Raw genomic sequence first — 21,183 nt, 5'->3', positions numbered from 1 at the left:
GTCAGGCCCCGACCATCATCGACAGGGCGGCGAAGAACTGGCCGGGCACGGCCCAGATCGACCCGGTTCCGGCCATGGGCCAGGTGAACGCGGCGACCAGGGAGAGCACGGCGGCCCGGGCGGGGTTGAGCGGGGCGAAGACCATGATGACGACCAGGAGGCCGCAGGCTGCGCCGATCCCGACGTCTCCAAGGGGTCCGGCGGCCCCGCCGACGCCGAGGCCGGTCCAGCCCTGCTCGACAACCTGCTGGGGCGAGGCCCAGATCTTCCCTGCGGCGATGTAGGCGGATCCTGCGACGAACGCGGTGATGCCTGCCCAGAGGGTGCTGAGCTTGCGGGAGCCCTTGCCGATGACGCCGAAGATGAGGACGGCCGTGGCGATCAGGGCGAGGCCTCCGGCGCCGACGTAGTCGAAGGTGCCGCTGGTGGCGGACGCTGCAAGGTGCATGACGGAGGTCTCCTAGACGGTGCCGGGCGCGTAGAGGGCCAGGGCGAGGGCGGCGGAGCTGACGGGGATACGGGCGGCCCAGACGAGGGCGGGGCGCAGCGCCGGGGGCATGTACGCGAGGCCGGGCAGGTAGGAGGCGACGATCCAGCCGACGAAGCCCATGGCGACACCGACGCCGGCCCCCTGCTGTCCGGCGTCGACCAGGACGTCGTGCATGACGCCGACGAGCCCGAAGGCCCACCCGGCTCCGGCTGCGGCGAGGTGGTAGGCGGCCCAGACTCGGAGGCGGTGGAGCCGTTCGGCGGCGCGTTCGGCGGCCGGGTCGGGGGCGAGCCACGGCGGTGCGATGGGCGCGGGCTGGTTCACGGTGACGTGGATGCCGGGCGCGGCCTCGATCGGCTGCGCGGCCGGGGGCTCGGGCTCTGCGGGGTGGCCGCCGAAGGGGCCGGGGCGTACGTCCCACCACGGGCGCTTCGGCTCCGGCTCGGCGTCGGGCTCCTGCTCCTGGTCGTCCTCGTCGGCCCGGTCCGGGGCCGGGACGATGTGGACCTGGACGAGCGGGGGCTGCTCCGGCTCGGCGACGACCGGGCCGTCGATGCGGTCGCGGAGCCAGCCCCGGAGCCGGTGCTCGCCGTCCTCCTTCGCGGCGCTCATGCGGCGAGCTCGCGGTTGAGGATCCGAACGACGGTCTTCTCCAGGACAGCAGCCCCGTGGATGCCCCGGACGTAGGACAGGACCTTGTCCTTGTCCTGCATACCGATGGACAGGGCTGTCCTGATGCTGTCCGTGATGGTCTGCCCTGGCGGGGCAATGGGGCTCGGCCCCGGCCCTGACCTGCTGTCTCGGTTGTCCTGCTCGTTGTCCAGGACAGTGCGGACAGCTGTCTCGTCGTAGTCCAGGCCGAGCTGATCAAGGTGAGTGAGAACGTCATCGTGGGACACGCTGGGGAGGGTGGCCAGGACAGCGCGGACAGCGGACAGGACAGTCGGGGACAGCTGTCCCGGCGTGTCCTGGCCGGTGTCCTGCGGGAGGGCGGCTGGGGCGGTGGGGGCGTAGACGGCGGCCTGGCCCTCGATCCGGGCGAGGTGCCGCTTCTGTGCGCCGAGCGCGAGGCGGGCTGCGATCTCGGCCGCTTCGTCCTGGAGCCACCGGGCGGTTCGGGCGGGCAGGGGCCGGGACTGGTGGCGCATCACGGTGGACCACATCTTCTTCGCGACGGCGGAGACGGCGGCCCCGGCGAGACCCACGTACAGGGCCTCTTCGACGTAGCCGTGGGTGGCGACGACGGCCATGTCGACGGCCAGGGCCCAGTTGCCGGCCTTGCGGGGCCCAGTGGCGCGGGCGGCGTCGTACCGGGCGAGCCATTCCAGGGCCATGCAGGTGACCCAGGCGAGTGCGAACGCGGTGGCGGCGAGGTAGGCGATGGGGGCGACGACGGCGCGGGCGAGGAGGTCGCCGATGCTCGCGACAGACCAGACGACGGCGACGGTCACTAGGAGCGCGGCGGCCGCCGTGACGGCGGTGGTGACGGCCTGGTCCCAGTCCCGGGGCGGGACGGGCACCATGACGTCGTAGTCCTCTTCGACCATGCGGGTCTTGCCGTCCACGGTGTGCGGGACGAGGCGCTGCCGGGTCTCGGTGCGGTAGTCGACGCCGGGCAGAGGGTGCCCGGGGAGGTGCTGGGGCAGGGCGGACTCGCTGTCCTTGCGGGTCATGGAGTACTCCGGGAGCGTGGGCCGGCCGGGCGCGCTGGTGCGCCCGGCCGGGCGGTTCAGCGGGTGGAGGCGGCGGCGGCGCCGTGCGCGCGGGCGAAGGCCAGCGCGTTACGGGCGTCGACCTCGCGGTCGATACGTCCGGCGTAGTCGGCGGCGGCCTGGCGCTGCAGCTCGGCGACGCGCAGGCGGGCGGCGTACTCGGCGCGGGTACCGGCGAGGGGCACGTCGCGGATCGCGGAGAGGGCGGCGGTGATGTCCCGGCCGACGGCGACGTTGTTGTAGACGCCGTGGTGGTCCCAGACGCTGATCTGGATCTCGAGGTGCCGGGCGTGGGCGCTCATGGCGGCCTGCGGGGTCATCTGCTCGAGGCGGTCGGCGGCCGCGGTGAGGATCGCGGGGAGCCGGTGGGCCAGGGTGCGGGGGCTCGCGACGGCGAGTGCGGTAGCCATCAGACGGTTCCGGCCGCGGCGTTCAGGCACAGGGCCCAGTCGCCTCGGGTGCGGGAGGTGGTCCACATGGCGGGGTCCAGGGCGGCCATGGCGCGCTGGCCGGCGTTCTGGGCGACGGCCGGCGGGTAGCCCGAGAGGATCCGGGCGTCGGCGCGGGCGAGGGCGCGGCCCCATCCGGCGAGGGTGAGGGGCTCGGTGGGGCGGATCGTCGTCAGGTGCTCGGCGGCGTGCTGCAGGAGCTGTGCGGAGAGGCTGGGGCGGGCGAGGAGCTCGCGCAGCTGCTCAGCGAAGGGGCCGGGCTGGGGGTTGCGGGCTGCCGGTACACCGCGCCCACGGTTACGATCGCGCATGGTCATCCTCCTGGTGGTTCAGGCGGTTGGCTGGCCCCGGCCATATGGCGTTGCGACCGCCCGGCCGGGGCCTCTTGTTGAGCGATGGGAGCGGGCTCCCGTTCGTTGTGTGGGGACTCTACACAGTGTAGGGTCCCCACACAAGCAGATCGGTAAGCGCGCTCCGGGAAGGAGCGGTATGGCCGACAGAGACCAGGAGGTGCAGCAGGTGCTCGACTCCATCGACGCCCTCGGTACGGCCGAGACCCCTGCAGCGCGGGCGAAGCGGCTGACACAGCTGCTGGACGCCATGCCGGAGAAGCAGGCGAAGGTCCGCGAGATGCGACAGCAGGCCGTGACCGAGATGCGCGACGAGGGCATGTCCCTGCGCGCCATCGCCGCCGAACTCGGCATCTCCTTCGGGCGCGTCCGCGACATCATCGACGGGGTCACGAAGCGGCCACCGAAGAAGCCGGCCCCCGAGGCGTGACCAACGAACGCTGCGCCCCCTGCCTGTGTCAATCAGGCAGGGGGCGCAGTGCTGTTCGGGAACGTACACGGTCAGGCGGCGGGCTGCTGGGCGGTGGCGAGGCGGAGGGCGAGGCTGGCGAGCGCGGGCATGACGGCGGCGCGGTGGGCGTCGTAGTCGTCGGGAGTAAGTCGGGTCAGGCAGATCCGGCACATGATGTGGAGCTCGTCCTCGTGCTCCTCCAGCGTGAACGTGGCGCATTGGGGGCACGGGGCGTCCTTGATCCGCTTGACGGGCCGGGTGTGGGTAAGCCGGCGAACCCGGAGGAGCAGCTGCTCGAGCTGCTCGTAGAGGTCGTCCCACCACGGCCGGGTCGCCGCGTAGTGGAGATAGGCGTCCAGCCATCGGCAGAGGCCGGGAACGTCGCCTCCGCCCCGAATCCAGGGGCCCTCGCAGCGGGAGGTATGGATCGTCCCGTAGCTGTCGCGCCTGGCCACGGGAACGTCGGCGTCGGCGGTGAGGTATCGGGCCCAGCCGTACAGCAGAGGGGTTATGGGGACGCCGCTGGTCTGGTCGCCGTGCGGGTCGTCCAGGAGCAAGACCTGCCCGGGGCCGAGGAGGTCCAGGGCCTCAAGGCGGACGGGGAGCGGTGCGTGGGCACGGCCGATGCCGCCGCGGCGGGCGGGCCCGGTGTCGGGGCACAGCATGTCCTGCAGGAGCACCCACTGGCGGGGGAGCTCCCGGAGCCAGGTGTGGACCTTGTACTCGCAGGCCTCGCAGCCCGTACGCGGGGAGTCGTCGGGCAGGCGGCCGAAGCAGGAGAGGCAGATGTCGTTCATGGTGGCGCTCCGGGTGGTGCGGTGGGTCAGAAAAGAGGGCTGGCGATGTCGTCGACCGGGCGTCCGCCCACGTACGGCGGGAGAGCGGGGCGACGGGTCGCGGGCAGCCGTACGGCGCGGGTCTTGCGTTCGCAGACCGGGCCGGTGCCGCGCGCCCGGGAAACCGGGTCGCGGAGGGTGCGGCCGCACACGGTGCAGCGCCGGGAGTCAGCCACCGTCGGCCTCCGTCGGCTCGCCGTCGTCGGGCCACTCGATACGGCCGTCGGGGTAGCCGGCCAGGAGGAGGTCGACGGTGCGGGCGGTGCTGCCGAGCCCCCACATCGGGTCGTCCATGACGAACGCCCGGCCGTTGGGGAGCTCGGCTCCGTCGAGGACCTGGCCGTGGGGCAGGTGGAGACGGAACCCGCGGGCGAACTGGGCGGTCACGGGCCCACCGCCCGGGTGCAGGTGGCGGGGTGGTGGAGGTCGCCGCGGGTGGCCCAGCCGCGCTCGCAGCACCAGTCCGCCCACGGCTCCACCCAGCCGTCGGGGAACACGTTCGAGAGCTCGCGGGCCTGCTCATCCTGGCGGCGCCCGGCGGTGTGCCGTATCCGGGTGCGGGCGAGGAGGCAGAGGCAGGTGAGCCACAGGGACATCACCGCGCCGATCCAGACGCCCTCCAGCGCCCAGAGGAGCCCGCCGGCGAAGAAGGTGACGGCGAGGAGGGACAAGATGATGAAGCGGAGGCGGGCGGAGATCATGCGGATTCCCTTCGAGGCCGGCGGACCGGGGCCCGGCGGAGGTTGAGTTCCTTGACGAGGAGCGCCACGTGGGCTGCGGCGTCCGGGTCGGGGCGGGGGCAGCGGATCGGATCGGACGGGATGCCGGGGACCAGTCGCACGCCGCCGAACGTGCCGTCGGGCCACTGCTCATCGAGGAGCGCGGACAGGTCCCGGGCGACGGCGACCGCCCGGTTCACCGCTGCCACGGGACCGGCCTCACTCCCTGCACGGCCCGCGGCGAAGGCGCGCTGCTGCGCCCGGGGAGCTGCCGTGCGGGGCAGGTGGCCTGGTGTGGCTTGGCCTGCCACTCGCCGGGCCGGATCTCCGGACGGGCCGCGGTCACGGCGCGGACGTACAGCTTCCCGTCGGCGCCCTGCATGACGGCGACGTTCCCGGTCTCGTCCGGCTCGTAGTTGACCGGCTGCCGCTTCCCGTTGGCCGAGGTGAGGCACCAGACGATCGGGGCGCTGCAGCGGCGGCAGCGGGCGAGGTGGTGGCTGGCGGGCTTCATGCGGTGGTCCCTCCGTCGTGCTGGGCGAGGTGGGGCAGGACGAGGGCCCTGCCGTACAGGCGGATCGCCGCGGGCGCCCCGTGCTCGGCGAGCGCCTGGCGGACGGTCTCGGGGATCGCGGCCGCGCGCAGCTGCTCCCGCTCGGCCGGGGCCGGGAGTTCCGGGCCGGGGTCCGGTGGCGGGGGCATCGGGAGCCACGTCGTCGGCGGCCGCGCCGGGGCGGGCGGTTCGGGTCGGGGTGCGGGGGCGGGCGGCGGCGCGGCGGCTGCGGCCAGGCGCTCGGCCTCGGCGGCGATGTTGGCGCAGAGGTGGCAGCGCTCGCCGGTGGCCCAGGTGGTGCCGGACTCGCAGGAGTCCAGGCGGCACCCGTGGCGGACGAGCCCGGCTCCGAGGAGCCACCGGCCGACGTCGCGGCGGGGGTCCTCGGTGGACGCCCACCGGGCGGTCAGCCGGGCGGTGAGGCGTTCCATGCCGACTCCGGCGGACAGCTGGCGGCCGATCTCCTGGCCGATGCGGCGCAGCACGTACGGGCTGATGCCGGGGAGCTCGTGGCGTACGGGCTCGAGGACCTGCCACACCCGGGGCGACAGCTGCAGTCCCGGCCCGCGGTACGTGGCAGCCTGGCCGTTGGTGCGCTTTTGGTCTTGAGCCGCGCGTTGGAATGTCGGCCCGGCCGAGTTGTCCACAGCCCGGGGCGGGTAACTACCCGAGTCTCGCCTCCGGCGGATCTCAAGATTGCCCGCGCGCCCGTCAGTTGTAAGGGAGTGGTCTTCCCTAGTCGCGAGGGATCCGTCTTGATCGTCCGGACCCACCCCGTCATGGATGTCCGTAGCGGGCGGGGCCAGCAGGTCGGCGAGGGGGAACAGTGCGTCGTCCACATCGTTGTCCACCGCCGGTTCGGTGGGTGCGGGAACGGAGTGCAGGGGGGTGGTGTTGACGGTGACGGCGTGGCGGGCGCGGTGCCCGGCCCGGCGGCCGAGGGTGAGCCACCCGGCGGCCTCCAGGTCGTCCAGGAGGCGGCGGCCGGTCTTCTCGCTCAGCGGCTCGCCTGCGTGCTCTCCGGTGTGGTGGAACAGCTCTCCGGCGAGCTCGGCCGCGGTGACGGGCAGGCCCTTGGCGGTAGCTCGGGCGAGGTGGAGCCAGGCGCGCAGGCGGCGCGGGGTCAGAGCCTCGGCGACCCGTACGGGGACCTCTAGGGCTGCCTGGTCGCGGGGGACGAGACGGGCGTACCGCAGGGCGGAGCGTCCGTCACCGCCCCTGTGCGTGCGCTGCTTCGTCCGGAGCCACGGCTCGCCTTCCGGACCGGGGCGGTTGAGCTGGGTCAGGCCGCGCTCCACAGCGGAGGGCGACATGCCCAGCGTGGCGGCGAGCTCCGCGACCCGGGCGGTGCACGGGTCCTCGTCCGGGTGGGACGCGGGCCAGGTGCGGCGGGCGTCCAGGGCGGTGACCTTGATGTAGACGGCCACCGCCTCGTCGCAGTAGTCGTCGCCCCGGTAGAGGGATTCGGGGATCCAGACGCTCTGCTCGGCGCGCCGGCGGGGCCGGTTGTAGCGCACAGCACTGCTGGCCCCGCCGCGGGTGCGGCGGGGCTCAGCGGTGGCGAGCAGAGCAGCGGACATCAGGCCGACGGCTCCGAGGGACGGTCGGCCTGGGCGGCGGCGTGGGCTTGGGCGAGCTCGGACTCCCGGGCGCGGCGGGGGCCGACCAGGGCGAGGGAGAGGGCGCGCTGGGCGATCAGCCCGTAGGCGAAGCTGGCGTCGCCCATGTGCTCGGCCTCGACGTGGGCGCGGTGGAGTTCGGCGGCCTCGCGGTCGCCGAGCGGCTCCCGGTCGCCGAGCTCCTCGGCGCGCGCGGCCGCCGAGCTGCACCGCAGGACAGCGTCGTACGCGGCGTCCAGGGCCGGGCCGTCCTCCCACGTCTGCAGACCGGGGATTTCCAGGGAGGACGGGGCGGGGTCGCCGTGCCCAGTGGTGTGGAAGGAGACCAGCGGGGGCTGATCGCCGCGCGAGACCGCGCGAACGGCCCAGGCCGCTCCGGATGCGTAGAGGAGGGCGGCCTCCTCGTAGCGTGCCTGCGTCTCCGTCTCGACCGTCCGGTACAGGCGGCTCAGCACATCGAGGGCCTGGCCGTGCGGGACGACGGTCGCGGTACGGCCCCACGCGTTGGTGCTGCCCTCCAGGGCGACACGGCCCTCGTACGTCATGCGGCGGACCTGGTCGACGGTGGTGACCTGGAGCTGCGCGGCCCGGTAGGCGGTGCGGTACTCGTTCGCCGTCTCGTACAGGGCGTACACGCTGTCGGCCAGCGATTCGGTCCAGTGTTGGGTGGGCTTCTCAGGCATCGTTTGTGCTCCGGGTCGTGGTGGTCTGGTGGGCTCGGCGGGTGCGGGCGAGCGCACCCGGGGGAAGGGTGAGGAACAGGTCGGCGTTGTCGATGGGGCCGTCGGCCGGGGACTGGCGGATGAACCCGCGGCTGAGCAGTGCGGCGAGTGCGACGCGCACTTGGCCGACGTGGAGGCCGGTGTCGTGGACGAGGCCGATGACTCGGGGCTGGCGGGCGAAGTACCCGCGGCCGTCGGCGTGCGTGGCCAACGCGATGCCGACGAAGCGGAAGTTGCCGGGCAGGGAGCTGGCGAGGATCGCGCGTTCCCACGGCTTGCGGTGCGCCGGCCGCGGATCGAGGGCCGGGGCTTCGGGGGCGGCCGGGGTGGGGCGGCGGCGCGGCATCTGGGCCGGGGTGGGGCGGGCGGCGGTCGTCATGACGGCGGCTCCAGTTCGTCGGGCGGTGGTTCGGTTCGGTCGGGGTGGTTGAGGTAGGAGCCGGGCGGCCAGCCCGGCCCCGGCGGAGGCTCGGGCAGGCCGCGCAGCGCGTTCGGGGTGTGCCGGTCGCACTTCCAGCCGGTGACGTACCGGCGGGCGTAGACCAGGCCGTGCGGCTGGCCGACGTCGCCGCACGGGCGGACGGACCCGCTCACGGGGCGGGGGTGTTGATCTCGCCGCAGTGGGTGCAGCGCAGGCCCTCGGTGGTGACGTCGTGCGGCCACTGCATGTGGCCGCACTTCGGCCGGTGGCAGGCCACGTAGATGCGGGTCTCGGTGTCCCGGACGGGCGCCGGGGCCACCGCGACACCGCGTCCGGTGGCGAGCGCGGTGGACAGCCACCGCAGGGCGGCGGCCAGGCCGAGGGCCAGGAGTAGGAAGGGGATCTGTTCAGGCATCGGCGAGGACCTCCATGCGGAGCTCGGCGAGGGCCAGGCCGTAGACGGCGCAGAGGCCCGAGCACCAGAAGCGGACGGGGTCGGTGGAGTCGATGACCTGGGTGCGGATCCACCCGGACATGTCGACCGCCGAGGCGTTGGCCGTGCCGCACTCCTGCTGCTGGCAGGTGCCCGGGCCGCCGACCGCGCGGCGGGTCGGGTGGGCCAGGGCGTAGGAGGCGCACTGGCTCGAGCACCAGGCCCGGGCCGACGGGCGCCGCCCGAGGACCTGCACCCGCGCCCACCCGGCCGGGGCCGGTTCGGGGTGAGAGGTCCCGCATGCCGGGGTCCTGCATGTGCCGGGCAGGTCGGTCGGCAGCGGCACCCGGGGAATCCCGAACGCCGCGAGCGCCTCGCTCTTGGCGTTCGCCGGTCGGCGTGCCCTCGTCGGCGCGTCGTTGAACCCGCGGGTCATCATGGCGCTCCCCCTTCACGGGACGTGCGGTGGTTGGTGGTGATGCGGCGGTCGGCGACCCAGGCCACGGCGATCAGTGCGCCGGTGGCCAGACCGAGACCGATCACGGCGTAGAGGAGCCATAGGTCGCCGGGCACGGCGTCACTCGGCGTCGGAGTCGTACGCGGCCGCGACGGTCAGCGGGACGACGACGTACCCGGTGGGCTCCTCGTCGCCGCCGTCGACCTGGACGACGAGTTCACTCGGCTCCTCCGGGTCGTCCTCGTCGCCGATCCAGTCGAATACCAGGGCCCGGCCCGCAGGGTGCTCGTCGCTGATCAGCGCCTCGCAGTGCCGCCGTGCCTCGGCCTCGGTGGTGTAGTGGCCGACGTGGATGCCCTCGTGCTCGGCCCGGTAGTCCGTGTGGGCGGACGCGGGGTGCCCGGCGGTGACTCCGAGGTCGTCGTCGATGTGGGCCAGGCTGGCGAGTGCGTCCGCCCACGCGGCGACCTCGCCGAGGTCCTCGCAGACGACGGCTTCGCCGAGCTCGTCCAGGCCGTCGAGGAGCCGGGCGCCGGTGGGCTGCTCGCGCAGGGCGCGGGCGATCGAGACGAGGATGGTCGTGCGGGCGTCGCGGGCGGAGATCGTCGGGGTGGACTCGCCCTCGCGGGTGTCCTTCCCCATCGGCCCGGCGCAGCGGCAGGTGTGCGGGCACCGGTCGCAGTCCTCGCAGACCTCGTGCGGGCAGTGACCGCAGTCGAGTCGACGGGTCGGCGGCAGGGTGCATGCGTGCGACGTGCTGGCCGCAGCAACGCCCCGGCGGTAGCCCTCGTTCTGCGCCTCTCCGCAGACGAACGAGAGGATCTCGCGGGCCTGACGGTCGGGGTAGCCACCATTGATCAGTGACTGAACGGCGTTCTCGTAGGCGCTCATTCCGACACCGCCGGGGCGTCGATGAGGGTGTATGCCTCGAACCGGACGCCCGACTCGGTGGTGCCGATAGTCTCAACGCGGATCGAGCTTTCGCCGTGGGGCTGCTCGCTGACCTCGGTGCCGACGTGCGCGGCGAATGCGTGGACCTGGTCGACGCGCTGGTGGAAGGTGATGACCAGGGTCGGCCCGTCGTTCCACTCGGCGAGGCGGACGTCGACATGCACCGGCAGGACCGGGGTGGTGCTGAGGATGTGCTCGGCGGCGGCCAGGGCCGTCAGGTACCCGTCCCGGCGGGCGAGCTCCTGGACGATCTCGGCGCGCGAGGCCTCGGCTCGGATCGTCGGCTCGGTCTTGCCGGTGAACTCCCAAACCTCGGGATTCCGCGCCCTGCAGATCGCCTGCCGGACGTCGGCGTGCGTCATCGGGGGGCGGGTGAGGAGGAGACGCCAGGGCGTCTCGCCCTCGGGCTGGGGCGCGGCCGCGAGAGCGGCGGCGATCCTGTCCTCGGTAAGGTGGTTGGACACGGTTACCTCTCAGTGGGATTGAGATGTGCCGATGGAGGGGTCGCCATGGACCAGGCCCGGTCCCGGCGGCCCCGACGTACGTCAGGCGGCGCGTGGCGCGGGCGTGGCGGGGTCGGTGGTGGTGAGGTGCCGGTACAGGACGGCGAGCGAGGAGAGCTCGCTCGGGGTCAGGCGGCAGGTCGGGCAGTCAGCGGGCGGAAGGCCGTGGTCGCAGTCGTCCGCCATGCCGGCGGCGAGCGCCTCGGCGGCGGTGCGGCAGATCACGGGGCGGCCGCAATGTGCGACGGCAGGTCGTCCTCGGCCGGAACCGAGCGGCCTACGGGGGCCCACAGGACGGGGTGGTCTACGCCGATCGTGTCGGATATGGCGTAGGCGACCTGCGCGGGCTGGGTCTTGACCGTGCCCGACAGCAGGTGGTCGATGGTGCCGTGAGGAACGTCGGCCGCGGCTGCCAGGGCGCGGCCACTGATGCTGCACCCGGAGCCGGTGCGTTCCATCAGCATTCGCAGCCGAAGGGGGTTGACCAGGCGAAATCGTTTGGGCTCAGATTCCATGCGGGTTCCTTGGGTGCCGTGCCTAAAAAGTTGGGCAGCGTCAACGTAGCGCCATCTGGGCAGGTTGCCCAGTTTCTTGGGCAGTGGAGGTGTGGGGATTTCGGTCAACATCCCGAGGCGGGGTGGCGGTGACTGCCCAGAATCTTGGACACTATGGCCAGGGGGGCGGAATCCTCATGCGCTTGAGCTGGGAATATGAGGCGTACGCATCTCTAGCCACTTGGGCACCCGGACGCCCCACGCACCCCCGGAGGATAGACATGGAGACTGCACCGGATCCCAGATGGGACCTGGCTGACCTGGTGAATCAGAGGAAAGGCGAGATCGGCCTGTCCTTCCGGAAGATCGCCGAGGCTGCAGTCGACCCTGTCGACCCGGAGAGTGGATCGCTGTGGACGCGGGGCACCCTCGAGAACCTCGCCAAGCGGGAGCCAGTCAAGGCCCCATCGGCGCCCATGCTGCGGGCGCTCGCGACTGGGCTGCAGGTGCCGCTGCGACTCGTTCAGGAGGCGGCTGCGGCTCAATGGTTCGGCGTGGAGACGGTCTACGACGACGAGGCCGACCCTGAAACCCGGCTCCTCGTGCGGCGCTACCAGCAGATGAGCCCCGAGGACCGGCGGCGGCTGCAGATCATCGCCGAGACGTATGACCTGTCCTGACTGTTACCGAGGCAGATAATCGTAACGTTCAGCGAGTTCCTGTAACCCCCTGGTCGGATTCTGATCGTCGTTGCATGATGAACGTCCTGCCGGGGGGCGGAACGCGTGACTCCATTCGTCATGCCTCGCAGGATCGAACTGATGTGCGGTCCTCGGGGTGGAGTCGTTACGGGGAGGTAGGCGCACATGAGCAAGACGATCAGCGGCAGCAGGGCGCCCGTTCAAATCGCTTTCGAGATCGTCCCAATAGACGCGTTGCCGCCGGGCAGGGTGGTCGCCCTGGACGAGGTTGACGGGTTGATCACCGCCCGCATTGGCGAGGGTCACATCACGTCCGAGCTCCGCGCAGAGATCGAGGAGCTCCACCGAACGGTGACTCAACAGGAACGGTGGGTGCAGACGTCGCCGGAGCTGGACCCGCATCGTCTCGAACAGCCGGCGGAGGGGCTGGGTATCGCGCACGTGGCATGGGAGCGGGTTGCTGCCGGGGTGCTTCCGCGCGGCGTCCTCGCCGCACCGGTGGAACGCGACCGCATGCTGGTGTGGCTCCTTCACGAGGATCACGCCTCGGCGCAGCTCTGCGCGGAGGTGTCCGAGTACGGGCGCCGGATCGCGGGCGACGGGCTCTGGGAGCAGCGATGGCCTTCCTAGCCTTACCCGCCCCCGGCTGCCGGGGGAGTGTCCGTACGGGCCCGGATGACGCGGATTGCATTCGTGTCGAATCCGGGCCCGCGTCGTTGTGTCGGCAGGATGATGACCCCGAAGAGGATCCGCACGGTAGTGGCCCGGATGCTGATGGGTGTGGCCTCCCACTGCTCCGGGGTGATTCCGACCATGCGGCCCAGGAGGCGTCGCTCTGCGGTCGCCCCGATCTCGGCGCGAGTCGCCTTGATCTTCTTCTCCAGACTCGCGAGGCCGACCAGGGCGAGGGCGGCGTCAACCTCCGGGTTGTCGGCCAGTGACTCGATCTGCTGACGCACTGTGTCCCGGCGTCGCTCGAGCTCGGTCAGCTCGTCGGCCAGGGCGGGGTTCTCGGCCCGGGCTGAGAGCTCGGCCAGGAGTTCCGGGCTGTTCAGCAGGCGTATCGCCCGACCGCTGACGTAGGCCTCGGTGTGCTCGAGGTTCCGTCCGACCTTGCGGCAGGTGTCGCAGTAGTAGATGCGGGCGCTCTTCCTGTTCCTGCCGCCGACCGGCTTGGTCGACATCCACGACCCGCAGTTCCAGCACTGGGCGCCGCCGACCCCGGACAGCAGGTACCTCCGTTCCCGCCCAGGGTGGGGGCGCAGCTCCGCGCCGGCCTGGTAGTAGCGGCGGAGACTCTCCCACATCTCCCGCGGGAAGATCCCGTCCCAGGCCGCCTCGTAGAGCTGACCGTCTCGCTCGATCAGCCCGGCGGACCGCGGGGCCAAGAACAGGTTGCGCAAGGTCTTGGTGAGCCAAGGGTTGCCCTCGGTCGTGGTGCACAGAGTGTTCATCCACCGGATGACACCGGCCTGCGGCTGCCCGGCGAGCACCCGCTCCCCGGCCTCGTGCAGGATGCGGGCCTCCTCGGGCACTTGCTGGCTCATGTCATAGACAGGCACCTCGGCCTCGACACCGTCGACCACCTTGGTTCGCGTGCCGATCTGTACGCCGTACCCGAAGGCGCGGTGACCGCCGCTCTGCGTGAGGCCTGCCTCCAGTCGGGCGTCCAAGGCGCGCTTCACCCGGCGGCTGATGTTGTCCGACTCCCGGCACGCCTGGGCCGCCTCGATACGCAGGATGAACCGGTCGTCGGGGGAATCGAGGTCGCGCGTGCCGGACGGGCTGGCGATCCGCATGCCACGGCTGTCAGAGATCCCGATCAGCGTCTCGAGGTCGAATGGCTGCCTGATCAGCCGGTCGCCGTGGTAGACGATCACGGCGTCGATCTCGCCCGCCTCGATGCAGCGCAGCATGCGGTCCCACTGCGGCCGTGAACGGTTCCTCTGCCAGGCGCTGCGGCTGTTGTCCGGGAAGATGTGCGCCTCGCTGACGCCCCAGCCCAAACGGTCCGCCAGAGCCCGGCAGTCGGCCTCCTGGCGCTCCACCTTCTCAAGCGATCCGTCCGGCGCGTACGACAGTCGGCAGTAGATGCCGGCCCTTTGAGGCAGGCGCAGAGTCCGCATGCGCAGAGCCTAGGGGATGTGGGTGCTTTACGGGTAGACAGCCAGTTGCTGGCCGCGTTGAACACCGGACACGAAGGGGGGTGCGGCACCGTCCACGCGAACGCCGCTGAGCATGTCCCCGCCCGACTGGAGGCGCTGGGTACTGCGGCCGGTCTTGACCGGGTCGCCCTGCACAGTCAGTTGGCTGCCGCGCTCTCGGTGGTCGTGCACCTCGTGCGGGATCGTGCGGGGCAACGGCGGGTCGCCGAGGTGCATGTCCTGGAGCGGGACGCGGCAGGTCTGGTCCTCACGGTTCCGGCCCTGAGCTGGGGCGTCGGTGGATTCGTGCCGGAGCGCGGCTGGGAACGGCTGCGGTCGCTGATCGGAGGTGCCCTGTGACGGGAGGAACGTCCGCGTACGCGGCCCACGCGATGGCTCTCTGCGTGGGTTCGGCGGTGTGGCTCGCCATGGTGCGGGATCCAGGGGTGCGGCGGGCGCGGGTGCTGTTCGTGGCCGCCCAGCCCGCGTCACGCCGGACGTGGGGCCGGTGGCCAGGGCTGCGGAAGACCCTGGGGTGCGTGACGGAGTCGGCCCGGGGGCATCGGGAGTGGTGGTGCGTACCGGTCGCGGTGCTGCTCGCGGTGGTGGGCGGCTCGGTTCTGCCGCTGGTCGCGGGAGCCGTGGCGGTCCCGGTGATACGCCGTTGGCTGCGGAGGCGGGCCGGGGCACGGGAGGCGGAGAAGGCTGCGGCCGCGGTGGCAGCGTTGTGCGGGGCGGTGGTCGGGGAGCTGCGGGCCGGCCGTGAGCCGGGGCAGGCGCTGCTCTTCGCACTGCGTGAGGGCCTGGCGGAGGACAGCCCATCGGCGGCGGCTTCCGGCGGCCGGCTGGGAGAGGCGGAGGCAGCGGTGCTGGCGGCGGCGCGGTTCGGCGGCGACGTGCCGGCAGCGCTCCGCCAGGCGGCGGCGGGCCCGGGCCTGGCGGGCCTGTCCGGGATGGCCGCGTGCTGGCGGGTGGCCGTGGACGGAGGGGCCGGGCTGGCGACCGGGCTGGAGCGTCTGGAGGCCGCGTTGCGCGAGGACCGGCGCAGACGGGAGGAGTTGCGCGCCCAACTTGCCGGTGCATGGTCGACGGTCGTGGTCCTGGCCCTGCTCCCGGTCGCGGGTCTGGGGCTGGGAGCGGCCCTCGGAGCCGACCCCCTGCGCGTACTGCTGCACACCCCGGGCGGTCTGGTCTGTCTGGCAGCGGGGGCGTTTCTGGAGGCGGCCGGCCTGTTCTGGGCCTGCCGGATCGTGCGCGGTGGGGAGGGGGCGTGAACACGGTGGACGGAGAAGTTCTTCACAGCCTGGGGATGTCGGTATCCGTGCTGGGCCTGGCGGTGCAGCTGGCGGCCGTGACCGTCGCCAGGTGTCGGAAGCGAGCGGTTCGCGGGCGGGGCGCGCTGCTGTTGGACACGGTCGCGGCGGCACGGCCCGGCAGGTGGAGCCGGATGACCGCGCTGTTCCGGTCGAGCGGTGGTTCGGGTCTCTCCGAGGCCGCTCGGCCGTGGGCGGCCCCGGCCGGAGTCTGGCTCACCGGATGGGTTCTGATCGGCGGTGCGGTGGGCTGTGCCGTCGGTGCGGCCGCGGCGTACGGGACATGGCGGTGGCAGCGGACCCGGCCCCGGCCTGTTCCCGGCAGTGCCCATCCGGATCGGGCCGCGATCGCCGGGCAGCTTCCGCTGGCCGCGGATCTGCTCGCCGCCTGTATCGCGGTCGGGGCAGGACCCCGGGAAGCGGCCGAGGAGGTGGGCGAATCCATCGGCGGCCCGGTCGGCGACCGGCTCGCCCGAACCGCCGCCGAGATCCGCCTCGGCGGCGAACCGGCCGAGGCTTGGGGCCGGTTGGCGGAGATACCGGGCGCAGGTCCGCTGGCCCGCTGCCTGCACCGGGCAGGCTCGACAGGAGCCCCGGCCGCGGAGCCGGTCGCCAGACTGGCCGAGGCGATGCGCGCCGAGCGAGCCGGTGCGGCGGTGGCGCGGGCGCAACGGGCCGGGGTGCTGATCACCGCGCCGGTCGGCCTCTGCTTCCTCCCCGCCTTCCTGGCGGTCGGGGTGGCGCCGGTGATCATCGGCCTGGCCGGCGAACTGCTCGCGACCGGCCGTCCGGGCCGGTGAGACGGCGCGCGTCGCGCGACCGGCAGTGACCCTCTGGTCATTTGATTTCGCTCTCACTCACGGGTGTTCCGTTCGGGCACCCGCTCGTCATCGATGCTCATCGGGGGATGAAATGGAAAAGAAGCTCTGGGACCGGACCGTCGGCGCACTGCGCGGGGGCCGGCTGTCCACAAGGGTGCTGGGCCTGCCGACGAAGTGGTCCGCACGGTGGGCCGGGCGGCTCGGCCGGTCCGATCGAGGAATGACCACATCCGAGTACGCGGTGGGCACCATTGCGGCGTGCGCCTTCGCGGCGGTGCTCTACAAGGTGGTGAACAGCGGGCCGGTGCTGTCGGCGCTGCAGTCACTGGTCGAGGACGCGCTCGATGCGAATTTCTGATACCCCGTCGGTGCCGAGCCCGGAGAGGGGGCCTGTGGCCTCGAACGGCGGCCTTTTCCTGGGACGGCACCAAGGTCGGACCGCGAGCGGCTACGGGTGTGGCGACCGGGGCGCGGTGACCGCGGAGGCGGCTGTGGTGATCCCGGTGCTGGTGGCCTTCGTCATGGCGCTGCTGTGGGCGCTGATGGCGGTCTCGGACCAGATCCGTTGCGTGGACGCGGCCCGGGCGGGGGCACGGGCCGCGGCTCGCTCGGAGCCGGAGGCAGCGGTGCTGGAAGTCGCGCGTGACGCGGCGCCACATGGCGCCCGGGTCGAGATCGGTCGGGCGGGAGACCTGTGGCGAGTCCGGGTGGAGGCGCCGACCCCGGGGCCGGGCGTGCTGGCCCTGACGCTCAGCGCCGAGGCGGCTGCCCTGGCGGAGGACACGGTGGGGGAAGCGACGGGGCGGAGGGTGGGGGAAGCGGTTCCGGAAATGGTGGGAGGTGCCGGGTTATGAGGGCGCGCGGGGGCGAGGGCCGGGGGCCGAAAGGGGGTCGTCGCCGGGACGTGCCCGGATGGTGGGCCTGGGCCTGGGGCTGGGGCTGGGGCTGGAGGCAGGGCGTTGGCGTGGGCCGAGCCTTGGGCAGGGGCAGGGGCAGGGGCAGGGGCAGGGGCAGGGGCAGGGGCCGAGGTGTGGAGTGGATCGTGGGCCGGGCCGCGGGGCGGGGTGCGGATCGGGGAGTGGCCACGGTGTGGGCGGCTGTCACCGCGGCCGTTCTGTGCACCGTGTTCGCCGTGGTGCTCGCGCTGGGGCAGGCCGTGGCTGCTCGTCACCGGGCAGGCGGAGCCGCGGATCTGGCGGCCCTCGCAGCAGCGGACCGGGCGCTGGAAGGGGCGTCGGTGGCGTGCGAGGCGGCTCGGCGGGTAGCCCTGGCTCAGGGTGCCGTGCTCGTTCGCTGCGCGGTGCACGGGGAGATCGCCGATGTGACCGCCCGTTCGAGGTTCGGGCCCTACGAACCCGCCGTCAGATCTCGGGCAGGACCCCCGACCGTGCCCCGCGCCACGGTGGCCGGTGAGGCCGGCGAGGCCGCCCGCACCGTCCGGACCGGGTGCTTCGCGGTGGGCACCTGCGCCGGCCCGGGGCCCCGGTGGCATCATCGACGAACGTGAGGACGCCACGGACCTCGGCCTCGATGGAACATCCTGCTGGCAGCGCTGGCGGGATGCTTGCCCTCGCCCTCGCCCTCGCCCTCGCCCTCGCCCTCGCCCTCGCCCTCGCCCTCGCCCCCGCCCGCGGACGGTGCCGGCGGGCCCGCGCCGATGAAGTGCCCGGGCGGACCGGGTGGAAATGCCGGAGATGGCGGGGGAACGCGTCGACGGCGACGGGCGGTTCAGCCTGAAGGCGCTGCGGGGCAGGGGCGTCGTGGTCAACGCGTGGGCGTCGTGGTGCGGCCCATGCCGCGCGGAGGCCCCCGGGCTCTCCCGGGTGCACGAGGAACTGCAGGGCAAGGGGCTGCGGGTGGTGGGGGTCGACACAGATGTGTCGGTCGGCAAGGCTCGTGCCTTCGAGAAGGATCTCGTGCCTTCGAGAAGGACGCGGAGCTCCTGTATCCGAGCCTGCACGACCCGCAGGGCCGACAGCTCCTTCAGCTTCCGGAGGGCGTGGTGAACACCGCCGGATACCCGTTCACGATCATTGTCGACCCGGAGGGGCGGATCGCTGCGGCACGGATTGGAGCGATCGACGAGACGGAGCTGAAGCGGTTGGTCGTACCGCTGTTGCCTGTCTGACAGCGACTCCTAACTCCTCGTTCCATCCGGCTCCGGAGGTGCGGCCTTGAGGAGTTCGGTGAGCAGCCGTACGGCTCCGCCTTTGTGCAGGGGCTCGTTGCCGTTGCCGCACTTGGGGGACTGGATGCAGGAGGGGCAGCCCGCCTCGCACTCGCAGGACGCGATGGCCTCCCGGGTCGCCGTCAGCCACGTACGGGCGGTGTGGAAGGCCCGCTCGGCGAATCCGGCGCCTCCTGGGTGGCCGTCGTACACGAAGACGGTCGGCAGCAGGGTGTCCGGGTGCAGCGGTACGGACACGCCGCCGATGTCCCAGCGGTCGCAGGTGGCGAAGAGGGGCAGGAGCCCGATCGAGGCGTGTTCGGCGGCGTGGAGCGCGCCGCCGAGGATCTCCGGGTTGATCCGGGCCGCGTCGAGCTGGTCCTCGGTGACCGTCCACCAGACGGCTCGGGTGCGCAGGGTGCGGGGCGGCAGGTCGAGCTTCGTCTCGCCCAGGACCTCCCCGGTGATCAGTTTCCGGCGGAGGAAGGAGACGACCTGGTTGGTGACCTCGACGGAGCCGTAGCAGAGCCGTCCCTGGCCCCAGGGGATCTCGGTGTCGGTCTCCAGGACGGTGATGGCCGTGGTGTCGCGGGCGACCGTCGAATACGGCGGGTCGGCCTGCTCGACCAGGGCCACGGAGTCCTCCAGGTCCAGTTTCCGGACCAGGTGGGTGCGGCCTTGGTGGAGATGGACGGCCCCCTCGTGGACGGCCGTGTGGGCGGCGGCCGCGTCGACGGTGCCCAGCAGGCGGCCGGTGCCCTCCTCGACGATCTGGACGGGGCGGCCGCCCCCACCCCGGATGTCGGCGAGGTCGGCGGCCCGTTCGCGCCGGGTCCAGTGCCAGCCCGAGGCTCGCTTGCGCAGCAGTTTCGCCGCCTCCAGCTGCGGCAGCAGTTCGGGCACGGCAGGACCGAAGAGTGCCATGTCGGGCTCGGTGAGGGGCAGCTCGGCGGCCGCGGCGCAGAGATGGGGGGTCAGGACGTAGGGGTTGTCCGGGTCCAGCACGGTCGACTCGACGGGCTGCCGGAACAGCGCCTCGGGGTGGTGCACCAGATAGGTGTCCAGCGGGTCGTCCCGAGCCACGAGAACGGCCAGGGCGCCCTGTCCCGAGCGGCCGGCGCGGCCCGCCTGCTGCCAGAGGGACGCCCGGGTGCCCGGGTAGCCGCAGATGACGACCGAGTCGAGGCCGGAGACGTCGATGCCGAGTTCCAGGGCGGTGGTGGCCGCCAGACCGAGCAGTTCGCCGGAGTGCAGTGCCCGCTCCAGGGCCCGGCGTTCCTCGGGAAGGTAGCCCCCGCGATAGGCGGCGACCCGCTTCGGCAGCGAGCGGTCGACCTCCGCGAGGCGTTCCTTGGCGATCACCGAGATCAGCTCCGCGCCGCGCCGGGAGCGTACGAAGGCGACCGAGCGGACGCCCTGGAGCGTCAGGTCGGTGAGTAGGTCGGCGGTCTCGGCCGTCGCGGTACGGCGTACGGGGGCGCCCTTCTCGCCGTGCAGATCGGTCAACGGGGGCTCCCACAGGGCGAAGAGCAGCTCGCCGCGCGGGGAGGCGTCGTCGGACACCTCCCGGACCGGCAGGCCCGTCAGACGCCCGGCTGCGACCGCGGGATCCGCGGCGGTGGCCGAGGCCAGCAGGAAGACCGGATCGGCCCCGTAGCGGGCGCACAGGCGGCGCAGACGGCGTAGCACCTGGGCGACGTGGGAGCCGAAGACGCCGCGGTAGGTGTGGCACTCGTCGATCACGACGAACCGCAGGGCGCGCAGGAAGGACGCCCAGCGGGGATGGGAGGGCAGTATTCCGCGGTGCAGCATGTCGGGGTTGGTCAGGACGTAGTTCGCGTACTGCCGAACCCATTCGCGTTCCTCGACCGGGGTGTCGCCGTCGTAGACCGCGGGCCTGACGGCGTTGCCGAGCGGGACCGCCAGCGCCTTCACCGAGCGCCGCTGGTCGGCTGCCAGGGCTTTGGTGGGGGCGAGGTAGAGGGCGGTGGCCCCGCGGCCGTTCGGGGCCTCGGAGCCGTCCAGCAAGGTGCTGAGGACCGGCGCGAGGTACGCGAGCGACTTTCCGGAGGCCGTGCCGGTGGCGATCACAACGGATTCGCCGTCCAGCGCGTGCTCGGCGGCGGCCGCCTGATGTGCCCACGGATGGTCGATCCCGGCTTTTTCGATCGCCGAGATCACTTCTGGCCGGATGCGATCCGGCCAGATGGCATGGGTTCCCGATCGCGGGGGCAAGTGCTCCGTATGAGTGATGCGCGCGGCCCGGCCCGCCCCTGTGGCGAGCCGGTCGAGGATCATGGCGGGAGAGGGGCGCGAGCCCCTGCTCTCGGGTGGTCGTCCGGGACGGTGATTCTTGGCCATCGACACCGAGTGTGTCACTGGCGTGACGGACAATGGTCCCAAGGCGTCGTGCATGGCTGCTGGTAAGTGATTGAATGCCATCGCGGCTGGCGATCCGTCCCCTGGCCTCCGTCGGGGAGAGCGAGGGGCGACCGCTCGATAGCAAGGTGCTGGAGGATCCGTGGACCTGTCCCTGTCGACTCGCAATGTGTCCGGCCCTGGTGGCGACCGTACGGTCGTCGAGGTCGGTGGCGAGATTGATGTGTATACCGCGCCCAAGCTGCGCGAGCAGTTGGTCGAGTTGGTGAATGACGGCAGCTACCACCTGGTTGTCGACATGGAAGGCGTCGACTTCCTCGACTCCACCGGCCTCGGCGTGCTCGTGGGCGGCTTGAAGCGTGTCCGGGCCCATGAGGGCTCGTTGCGCCTGGTCTGCAACCAGGAGCGCATTCTCAAGATCTTCCGGATCACAGGTCTGACCAAGGTGTTCCCGATTCACACCACGGTCGACGAGGCTGTCGCCGCCACCGACTGAGG

The 21,183-nt window shown here is 72.5% G+C and carries 35 protein-coding genes and 1 pseudogene; 12 read left to right on the top strand and 24 right to left on the bottom strand.

The window, feature by feature from the left end; genetic code table 11:
* Position 1 precedes the first annotated feature (1 nt).
* From AC0VY3_RS33550 to AC0VY3_RS33530, 5 genes are read right to left on the bottom strand one after another with little or no spacing between them, the layout of a single operon-like run.
* Entirely contained in the window at positions 2–448 is a 447-nt protein-coding gene (locus AC0VY3_RS33550) for a hypothetical protein (RefSeq protein WP_475551333.1), read from the bottom strand.
* A 12-nt stretch (positions 449–460) separates the two neighbouring features.
* The gene (locus tag AC0VY3_RS33545) at positions 461–1,102 is read right to left on the bottom strand and encodes a hypothetical protein (RefSeq protein WP_475551332.1); all 642 of its coding nucleotides are present in this window, start codon (positions 1,100–1,102) and stop codon (positions 461–463) included.
* Complete coding sequence (locus AC0VY3_RS33540) at positions 1,099–2,163, bottom strand: protein transporter Sec31 (protein WP_475551331.1); 1,065 nt, start codon at positions 2,161–2,163, stop codon at positions 1,099–1,101. The genes AC0VY3_RS33545 and AC0VY3_RS33540 overlap by 4 nt, the downstream gene beginning before the upstream one ends.
* A 56-nt stretch (positions 2,164–2,219) precedes the next feature.
* The gene (locus tag AC0VY3_RS33535; protein WP_475551330.1) at positions 2,220–2,612 is read right to left on the bottom strand and encodes a hypothetical protein; all 393 of its coding nucleotides are present in this window, start codon (positions 2,610–2,612) and stop codon (positions 2,220–2,222) included.
* Positions 2,612–2,962 carry a hypothetical protein gene (locus tag AC0VY3_RS33530; RefSeq protein ID WP_475551329.1) on the bottom strand — a complete coding sequence of 117 codons (351 nt, stop codon included), beginning with the start codon at positions 2,960–2,962 and terminating at the stop codon, positions 2,612–2,614. Before AC0VY3_RS33530 ends, AC0VY3_RS33535 begins: the two co-directional genes overlap by 1 nt.
* Before the next feature lie 178 nt (positions 2,963–3,140).
* On the opposite strand from AC0VY3_RS33530, the gene AC0VY3_RS33525 reads away from it, so the two are divergent.
* Complete coding sequence (locus AC0VY3_RS33525; RefSeq protein WP_475551328.1) at positions 3,141–3,431, top strand: sigma factor-like helix-turn-helix DNA-binding protein; 291 nt, start codon at positions 3,141–3,143, stop codon at positions 3,429–3,431.
* A 71-nt stretch (positions 3,432–3,502) separates the two neighbouring features.
* On the opposite strand, the gene AC0VY3_RS33520 is transcribed toward AC0VY3_RS33525, so the two are convergent.
* From AC0VY3_RS33520 to AC0VY3_RS33440, 17 genes are all read right to left on the bottom strand, one after another.
* Positions 3,503–4,249, bottom strand: coding sequence for a hypothetical protein (locus AC0VY3_RS33520; protein WP_475551327.1), 747 nt, complete (start codon positions 4,247–4,249; stop codon positions 3,503–3,505).
* A 26-nt stretch (positions 4,250–4,275) separates the two neighbouring features.
* Positions 4,276–4,464, bottom strand: coding sequence for a DUF6011 domain-containing protein (locus tag AC0VY3_RS33515; RefSeq protein WP_475551326.1), 189 nt, complete (start codon positions 4,462–4,464; stop codon positions 4,276–4,278).
* Positions 4,457–4,675 carry a hypothetical protein gene (locus AC0VY3_RS33510; RefSeq protein ID WP_475551325.1) on the bottom strand — a complete coding sequence of 73 codons (219 nt, stop codon included), beginning with the start codon at positions 4,673–4,675 and terminating at the stop codon, positions 4,457–4,459. The genes AC0VY3_RS33515 and AC0VY3_RS33510 overlap by 8 nt, the downstream gene beginning before the upstream one ends.
* The gene (locus tag AC0VY3_RS33505) at positions 4,672–4,989 is read right to left on the bottom strand and encodes a hypothetical protein (protein ID WP_475551324.1); all 318 of its coding nucleotides are present in this window, start codon (positions 4,987–4,989) and stop codon (positions 4,672–4,674) included. Before AC0VY3_RS33505 ends, AC0VY3_RS33510 begins: the two co-directional genes overlap by 4 nt.
* Entirely contained in the window at positions 4,986–5,216 is a 231-nt protein-coding gene (locus AC0VY3_RS33500; RefSeq protein ID WP_475551323.1) for a hypothetical protein, read from the bottom strand. Before AC0VY3_RS33500 ends, AC0VY3_RS33505 begins: the two co-directional genes overlap by 4 nt.
* The gene (locus AC0VY3_RS33495) at positions 5,204–5,521 is read right to left on the bottom strand and encodes a hypothetical protein (protein ID WP_475551322.1); all 318 of its coding nucleotides are present in this window, start codon (positions 5,519–5,521) and stop codon (positions 5,204–5,206) included. Before AC0VY3_RS33495 ends, AC0VY3_RS33500 begins: the two co-directional genes overlap by 13 nt.
* Entirely contained in the window at positions 5,518–7,140 is a 1,623-nt protein-coding gene (locus AC0VY3_RS33490) for a hypothetical protein (RefSeq protein ID WP_475551321.1), read from the bottom strand. The genes AC0VY3_RS33495 and AC0VY3_RS33490 overlap by 4 nt, the downstream gene beginning before the upstream one ends.
* Complete coding sequence (locus AC0VY3_RS33485; RefSeq protein ID WP_475551320.1) at positions 7,140–7,862, bottom strand: hypothetical protein; 723 nt, start codon at positions 7,860–7,862, stop codon at positions 7,140–7,142. The genes AC0VY3_RS33490 and AC0VY3_RS33485 overlap by 1 nt, the downstream gene beginning before the upstream one ends.
* A complete protein-coding gene (locus tag AC0VY3_RS33480) occupies positions 7,855–8,280 on the bottom strand; it encodes a hypothetical protein (protein ID WP_475551319.1) in 426 nt (141 codons plus the stop codon). The genes AC0VY3_RS33485 and AC0VY3_RS33480 overlap by 8 nt, the downstream gene beginning before the upstream one ends.
* Positions 8,277–8,495 carry a hypothetical protein gene (locus AC0VY3_RS33475; protein WP_475551318.1) on the bottom strand — a complete coding sequence of 73 codons (219 nt, stop codon included), beginning with the start codon at positions 8,493–8,495 and terminating at the stop codon, positions 8,277–8,279. The genes AC0VY3_RS33480 and AC0VY3_RS33475 overlap by 4 nt, the downstream gene beginning before the upstream one ends.
* Positions 8,492–8,737 (bottom strand): hypothetical protein, encoded by a 246-nt coding sequence (locus tag AC0VY3_RS33470; protein WP_475551317.1) that lies wholly within the window; start codon positions 8,735–8,737, stop codon positions 8,492–8,494. The genes AC0VY3_RS33475 and AC0VY3_RS33470 overlap by 4 nt, the downstream gene beginning before the upstream one ends.
* Positions 8,730–9,194, bottom strand: a complete 465-nt coding sequence (locus AC0VY3_RS33465) for a hypothetical protein (RefSeq protein ID WP_475551316.1) — start codon at positions 9,192–9,194, stop codon at positions 8,730–8,732. Before AC0VY3_RS33465 ends, AC0VY3_RS33470 begins: the two co-directional genes overlap by 8 nt.
* Positions 9,191–9,328, bottom strand: coding sequence for a hypothetical protein (locus AC0VY3_RS33460; RefSeq protein WP_475551315.1), 138 nt, complete (start codon positions 9,326–9,328; stop codon positions 9,191–9,193). The genes AC0VY3_RS33465 and AC0VY3_RS33460 overlap by 4 nt, the downstream gene beginning before the upstream one ends.
* Before the next feature lie 4 nt (positions 9,329–9,332).
* Positions 9,333–10,103 (bottom strand): hypothetical protein, encoded by a 771-nt coding sequence (locus AC0VY3_RS33455; protein ID WP_475551314.1) that lies wholly within the window; start codon positions 10,101–10,103, stop codon positions 9,333–9,335.
* Positions 10,100–10,627 carry a hypothetical protein gene (locus AC0VY3_RS33450; protein ID WP_475551313.1) on the bottom strand — a complete coding sequence of 176 codons (528 nt, stop codon included), beginning with the start codon at positions 10,625–10,627 and terminating at the stop codon, positions 10,100–10,102. Before AC0VY3_RS33450 ends, AC0VY3_RS33455 begins: the two co-directional genes overlap by 4 nt.
* An 81-nt stretch (positions 10,628–10,708) precedes the next feature.
* Positions 10,709–10,891 (bottom strand): hypothetical protein, encoded by a 183-nt coding sequence (locus tag AC0VY3_RS33445; RefSeq protein ID WP_475551312.1) that lies wholly within the window; start codon positions 10,889–10,891, stop codon positions 10,709–10,711.
* A complete protein-coding gene (locus AC0VY3_RS33440) occupies positions 10,888–11,181 on the bottom strand; it encodes a helix-turn-helix domain-containing protein (protein WP_475551311.1) in 294 nt (97 codons plus the stop codon). The genes AC0VY3_RS33445 and AC0VY3_RS33440 overlap by 4 nt, the downstream gene beginning before the upstream one ends.
* A gap of 260 nt (positions 11,182–11,441) precedes the next feature.
* Between AC0VY3_RS33440 and AC0VY3_RS33435 the strand changes: the two genes are divergently transcribed.
* Both AC0VY3_RS33435 and AC0VY3_RS33430 read left to right on the top strand, forming a co-directional pair.
* On the top strand, positions 11,442–11,840 hold the full coding sequence (locus tag AC0VY3_RS33435; protein ID WP_475551310.1) for an XRE family transcriptional regulator: 399 nt from the start codon (positions 11,442–11,444) through the stop codon (positions 11,838–11,840).
* Between the two features lie 186 nt (positions 11,841–12,026).
* Positions 12,027–12,491, top strand: coding sequence for a hypothetical protein (locus AC0VY3_RS33430; protein ID WP_475551309.1), 465 nt, complete (start codon positions 12,027–12,029; stop codon positions 12,489–12,491).
* 2 nt (positions 12,492–12,493) lie between these two features.
* On the opposite strand, the gene AC0VY3_RS33425 is transcribed toward AC0VY3_RS33430, so the two are convergent.
* Positions 12,494–13,909 carry a recombinase family protein gene (locus AC0VY3_RS33425; RefSeq protein ID WP_475551308.1) on the bottom strand — a complete coding sequence of 472 codons (1,416 nt, stop codon included), beginning with the start codon at positions 13,907–13,909 and terminating at the stop codon, positions 12,494–12,496.
* Between AC0VY3_RS33425 and AC0VY3_RS33420 the strand changes: the two are divergent.
* The 8 genes and pseudogenes from AC0VY3_RS33420 to AC0VY3_RS33385 form a co-directional block, all read left to right on the top strand.
* Positions 13,841–14,365 (top strand): annotated as a pseudogene (locus tag AC0VY3_RS33420) (ATPase, T2SS/T4P/T4SS family); the annotation flags it as partial. The gene AC0VY3_RS33425 and the pseudogene AC0VY3_RS33420 sit on opposite strands and share 69 nt — an antisense overlap.
* Complete coding sequence (locus AC0VY3_RS33415; protein ID WP_258047113.1) at positions 14,362–15,279, top strand: type II secretion system F family protein; 918 nt, start codon at positions 14,362–14,364, stop codon at positions 15,277–15,279. The pseudogene AC0VY3_RS33420 and the gene AC0VY3_RS33415, both read left to right, overlap by 4 nt.
* 35 nt (positions 15,280–15,314) lie before the next feature.
* Entirely contained in the window at positions 15,315–16,118 is an 804-nt protein-coding gene (locus AC0VY3_RS33410; protein ID WP_181010808.1) for a type II secretion system F family protein, read from the top strand.
* A gap of 112 nt (positions 16,119–16,230) precedes the next feature.
* Positions 16,231–16,497 (top strand): DUF4244 domain-containing protein, encoded by a 267-nt coding sequence (locus AC0VY3_RS33405; protein WP_475551307.1) that lies wholly within the window; start codon positions 16,231–16,233, stop codon positions 16,495–16,497.
* A gap of 115 nt (positions 16,498–16,612) precedes the next feature.
* A complete protein-coding gene (locus AC0VY3_RS33400; RefSeq protein WP_181010814.1) occupies positions 16,613–16,993 on the top strand; it encodes a TadE family type IV pilus minor pilin in 381 nt (126 codons plus the stop codon).
* Positions 16,990–17,646 (top strand): Rv3654c family TadE-like protein, encoded by a 657-nt coding sequence (locus AC0VY3_RS33395; protein ID WP_475551306.1) that lies wholly within the window; start codon positions 16,990–16,992, stop codon positions 17,644–17,646. The genes AC0VY3_RS33400 and AC0VY3_RS33395 overlap by 4 nt, the downstream gene beginning before the upstream one ends.
* Positions 17,647–17,824: 178 nt before the next feature.
* The gene (locus AC0VY3_RS33390; RefSeq protein ID WP_475551305.1) at positions 17,825–18,145 is read left to right on the top strand and encodes a TlpA family protein disulfide reductase; all 321 of its coding nucleotides are present in this window, start codon (positions 17,825–17,827) and stop codon (positions 18,143–18,145) included.
* Positions 18,142–18,267: a TlpA family protein disulfide reductase gene (locus AC0VY3_RS33385; RefSeq protein WP_278191872.1), complete on the top strand. Its 126-nt coding sequence runs from the start codon at positions 18,142–18,144 to the stop codon at positions 18,265–18,267. Before AC0VY3_RS33390 ends, AC0VY3_RS33385 begins: the two co-directional genes overlap by 4 nt.
* A gap of 9 nt (positions 18,268–18,276) precedes the next feature.
* On the opposite strand, the gene AC0VY3_RS33380 is transcribed toward AC0VY3_RS33385, so the two are convergent.
* Positions 18,277–20,748, bottom strand: coding sequence for a DEAD/DEAH box helicase (locus tag AC0VY3_RS33380; RefSeq protein ID WP_475551304.1), 2,472 nt, complete (start codon positions 20,746–20,748; stop codon positions 18,277–18,279).
* Between the two features lie 79 nt (positions 20,749–20,827).
* Between AC0VY3_RS33380 and AC0VY3_RS33375 the strand changes: the two genes are divergently transcribed.
* A complete protein-coding gene (locus AC0VY3_RS33375; protein ID WP_003967428.1) occupies positions 20,828–21,181 on the top strand; it encodes an STAS domain-containing protein in 354 nt (117 codons plus the stop codon).
* Positions 21,182–21,183: the final 2 nt, after the last annotated feature.

It is taken from the genome of Streptomyces sp. iso_384 (genome assembly GCF_056172905.1).
The sequence above is the reverse complement of the archived record's forward strand: the minus strand, read 5'-3'. Positions and strand labels throughout refer to the sequence as shown.

Coding starts and splice junctions, on each gene's coding strand:
- AC0VY3_RS33550 (WP_475551333.1), bottom strand. CDS start 448: ATGCACCTTGCAGCGTCCGCCACCAGCGGCACCTTCGACTACGTCGGC.
- AC0VY3_RS33545 (WP_475551332.1), bottom strand. CDS start 1,102: ATGAGCGCCGCGAAGGAGGACGGCGAGCACCGGCTCCGGGGCTGGCTC.
- AC0VY3_RS33540 (WP_475551331.1), bottom strand. CDS start 2,163: ATGACCCGCAAGGACAGCGAGTCCGCCCTGCCCCAGCACCTCCCCGGG.
- AC0VY3_RS33535 (WP_475551330.1), bottom strand. CDS start 2,612: ATGGCTACCGCACTCGCCGTCGCGAGCCCCCGCACCCTGGCCCACCGG.
- AC0VY3_RS33530 (WP_475551329.1), bottom strand. CDS start 2,962: ATGCGCGATCGTAACCGTGGGCGCGGTGTACCGGCAGCCCGCAACCCC.
- AC0VY3_RS33525 (WP_475551328.1), top strand. CDS start 3,141: ATGGCCGACAGAGACCAGGAGGTGCAGCAGGTGCTCGACTCCATCGAC.
- AC0VY3_RS33520 (WP_475551327.1), bottom strand. CDS start 4,249: ATGAACGACATCTGCCTCTCCTGCTTCGGCCGCCTGCCCGACGACTCC.
- AC0VY3_RS33505 (WP_475551324.1), bottom strand. CDS start 4,989: ATGATCTCCGCCCGCCTCCGCTTCATCATCTTGTCCCTCCTCGCCGTC.
- AC0VY3_RS33495 (WP_475551322.1), bottom strand. CDS start 5,521: ATGAAGCCCGCCAGCCACCACCTCGCCCGCTGCCGCCGCTGCAGCGCC.
- AC0VY3_RS33490 (WP_475551321.1), bottom strand. CDS start 7,140: ATGTCCGCTGCTCTGCTCGCCACCGCTGAGCCCCGCCGCACCCGCGGC.
- AC0VY3_RS33485 (WP_475551320.1), bottom strand. CDS start 7,862: ATGCCTGAGAAGCCCACCCAACACTGGACCGAATCGCTGGCCGACAGC.
- AC0VY3_RS33480 (WP_475551319.1), bottom strand. CDS start 8,280: ATGACGACCGCCGCCCGCCCCACCCCGGCCCAGATGCCGCGCCGCCGC.
- AC0VY3_RS33470 (WP_475551317.1), bottom strand. CDS start 8,737: ATGCCTGAACAGATCCCCTTCCTACTCCTGGCCCTCGGCCTGGCCGCC.
- AC0VY3_RS33465 (WP_475551316.1), bottom strand. CDS start 9,194: ATGATGACCCGCGGGTTCAACGACGCGCCGACGAGGGCACGCCGACCG.
- AC0VY3_RS33455 (WP_475551314.1), bottom strand. CDS start 10,103: ATGAGCGCCTACGAGAACGCCGTTCAGTCACTGATCAATGGTGGCTAC.
- AC0VY3_RS33440 (WP_475551311.1), bottom strand. CDS start 11,181: ATGGAATCTGAGCCCAAACGATTTCGCCTGGTCAACCCCCTTCGGCTG.
- AC0VY3_RS33435 (WP_475551310.1), top strand. CDS start 11,442: ATGGAGACTGCACCGGATCCCAGATGGGACCTGGCTGACCTGGTGAAT.
- AC0VY3_RS33430 (WP_475551309.1), top strand. CDS start 12,027: ATGAGCAAGACGATCAGCGGCAGCAGGGCGCCCGTTCAAATCGCTTTC.
- AC0VY3_RS33410 (WP_181010808.1), top strand. CDS start 15,315: ATGTCGGTATCCGTGCTGGGCCTGGCGGTGCAGCTGGCGGCCGTGACC.
- AC0VY3_RS33405 (WP_475551307.1), top strand. CDS start 16,231: ATGGAAAAGAAGCTCTGGGACCGGACCGTCGGCGCACTGCGCGGGGGC.
- AC0VY3_RS33395 (WP_475551306.1), top strand. CDS start 16,990: ATGAGGGCGCGCGGGGGCGAGGGCCGGGGGCCGAAAGGGGGTCGTCGC.
- AC0VY3_RS33390 (WP_475551305.1), top strand. CDS start 17,825: ATGCCGGAGATGGCGGGGGAACGCGTCGACGGCGACGGGCGGTTCAGC.
- AC0VY3_RS33380 (WP_475551304.1), bottom strand. CDS start 20,748: ATGGCATTCAATCACTTACCAGCAGCCATGCACGACGCCTTGGGACCA.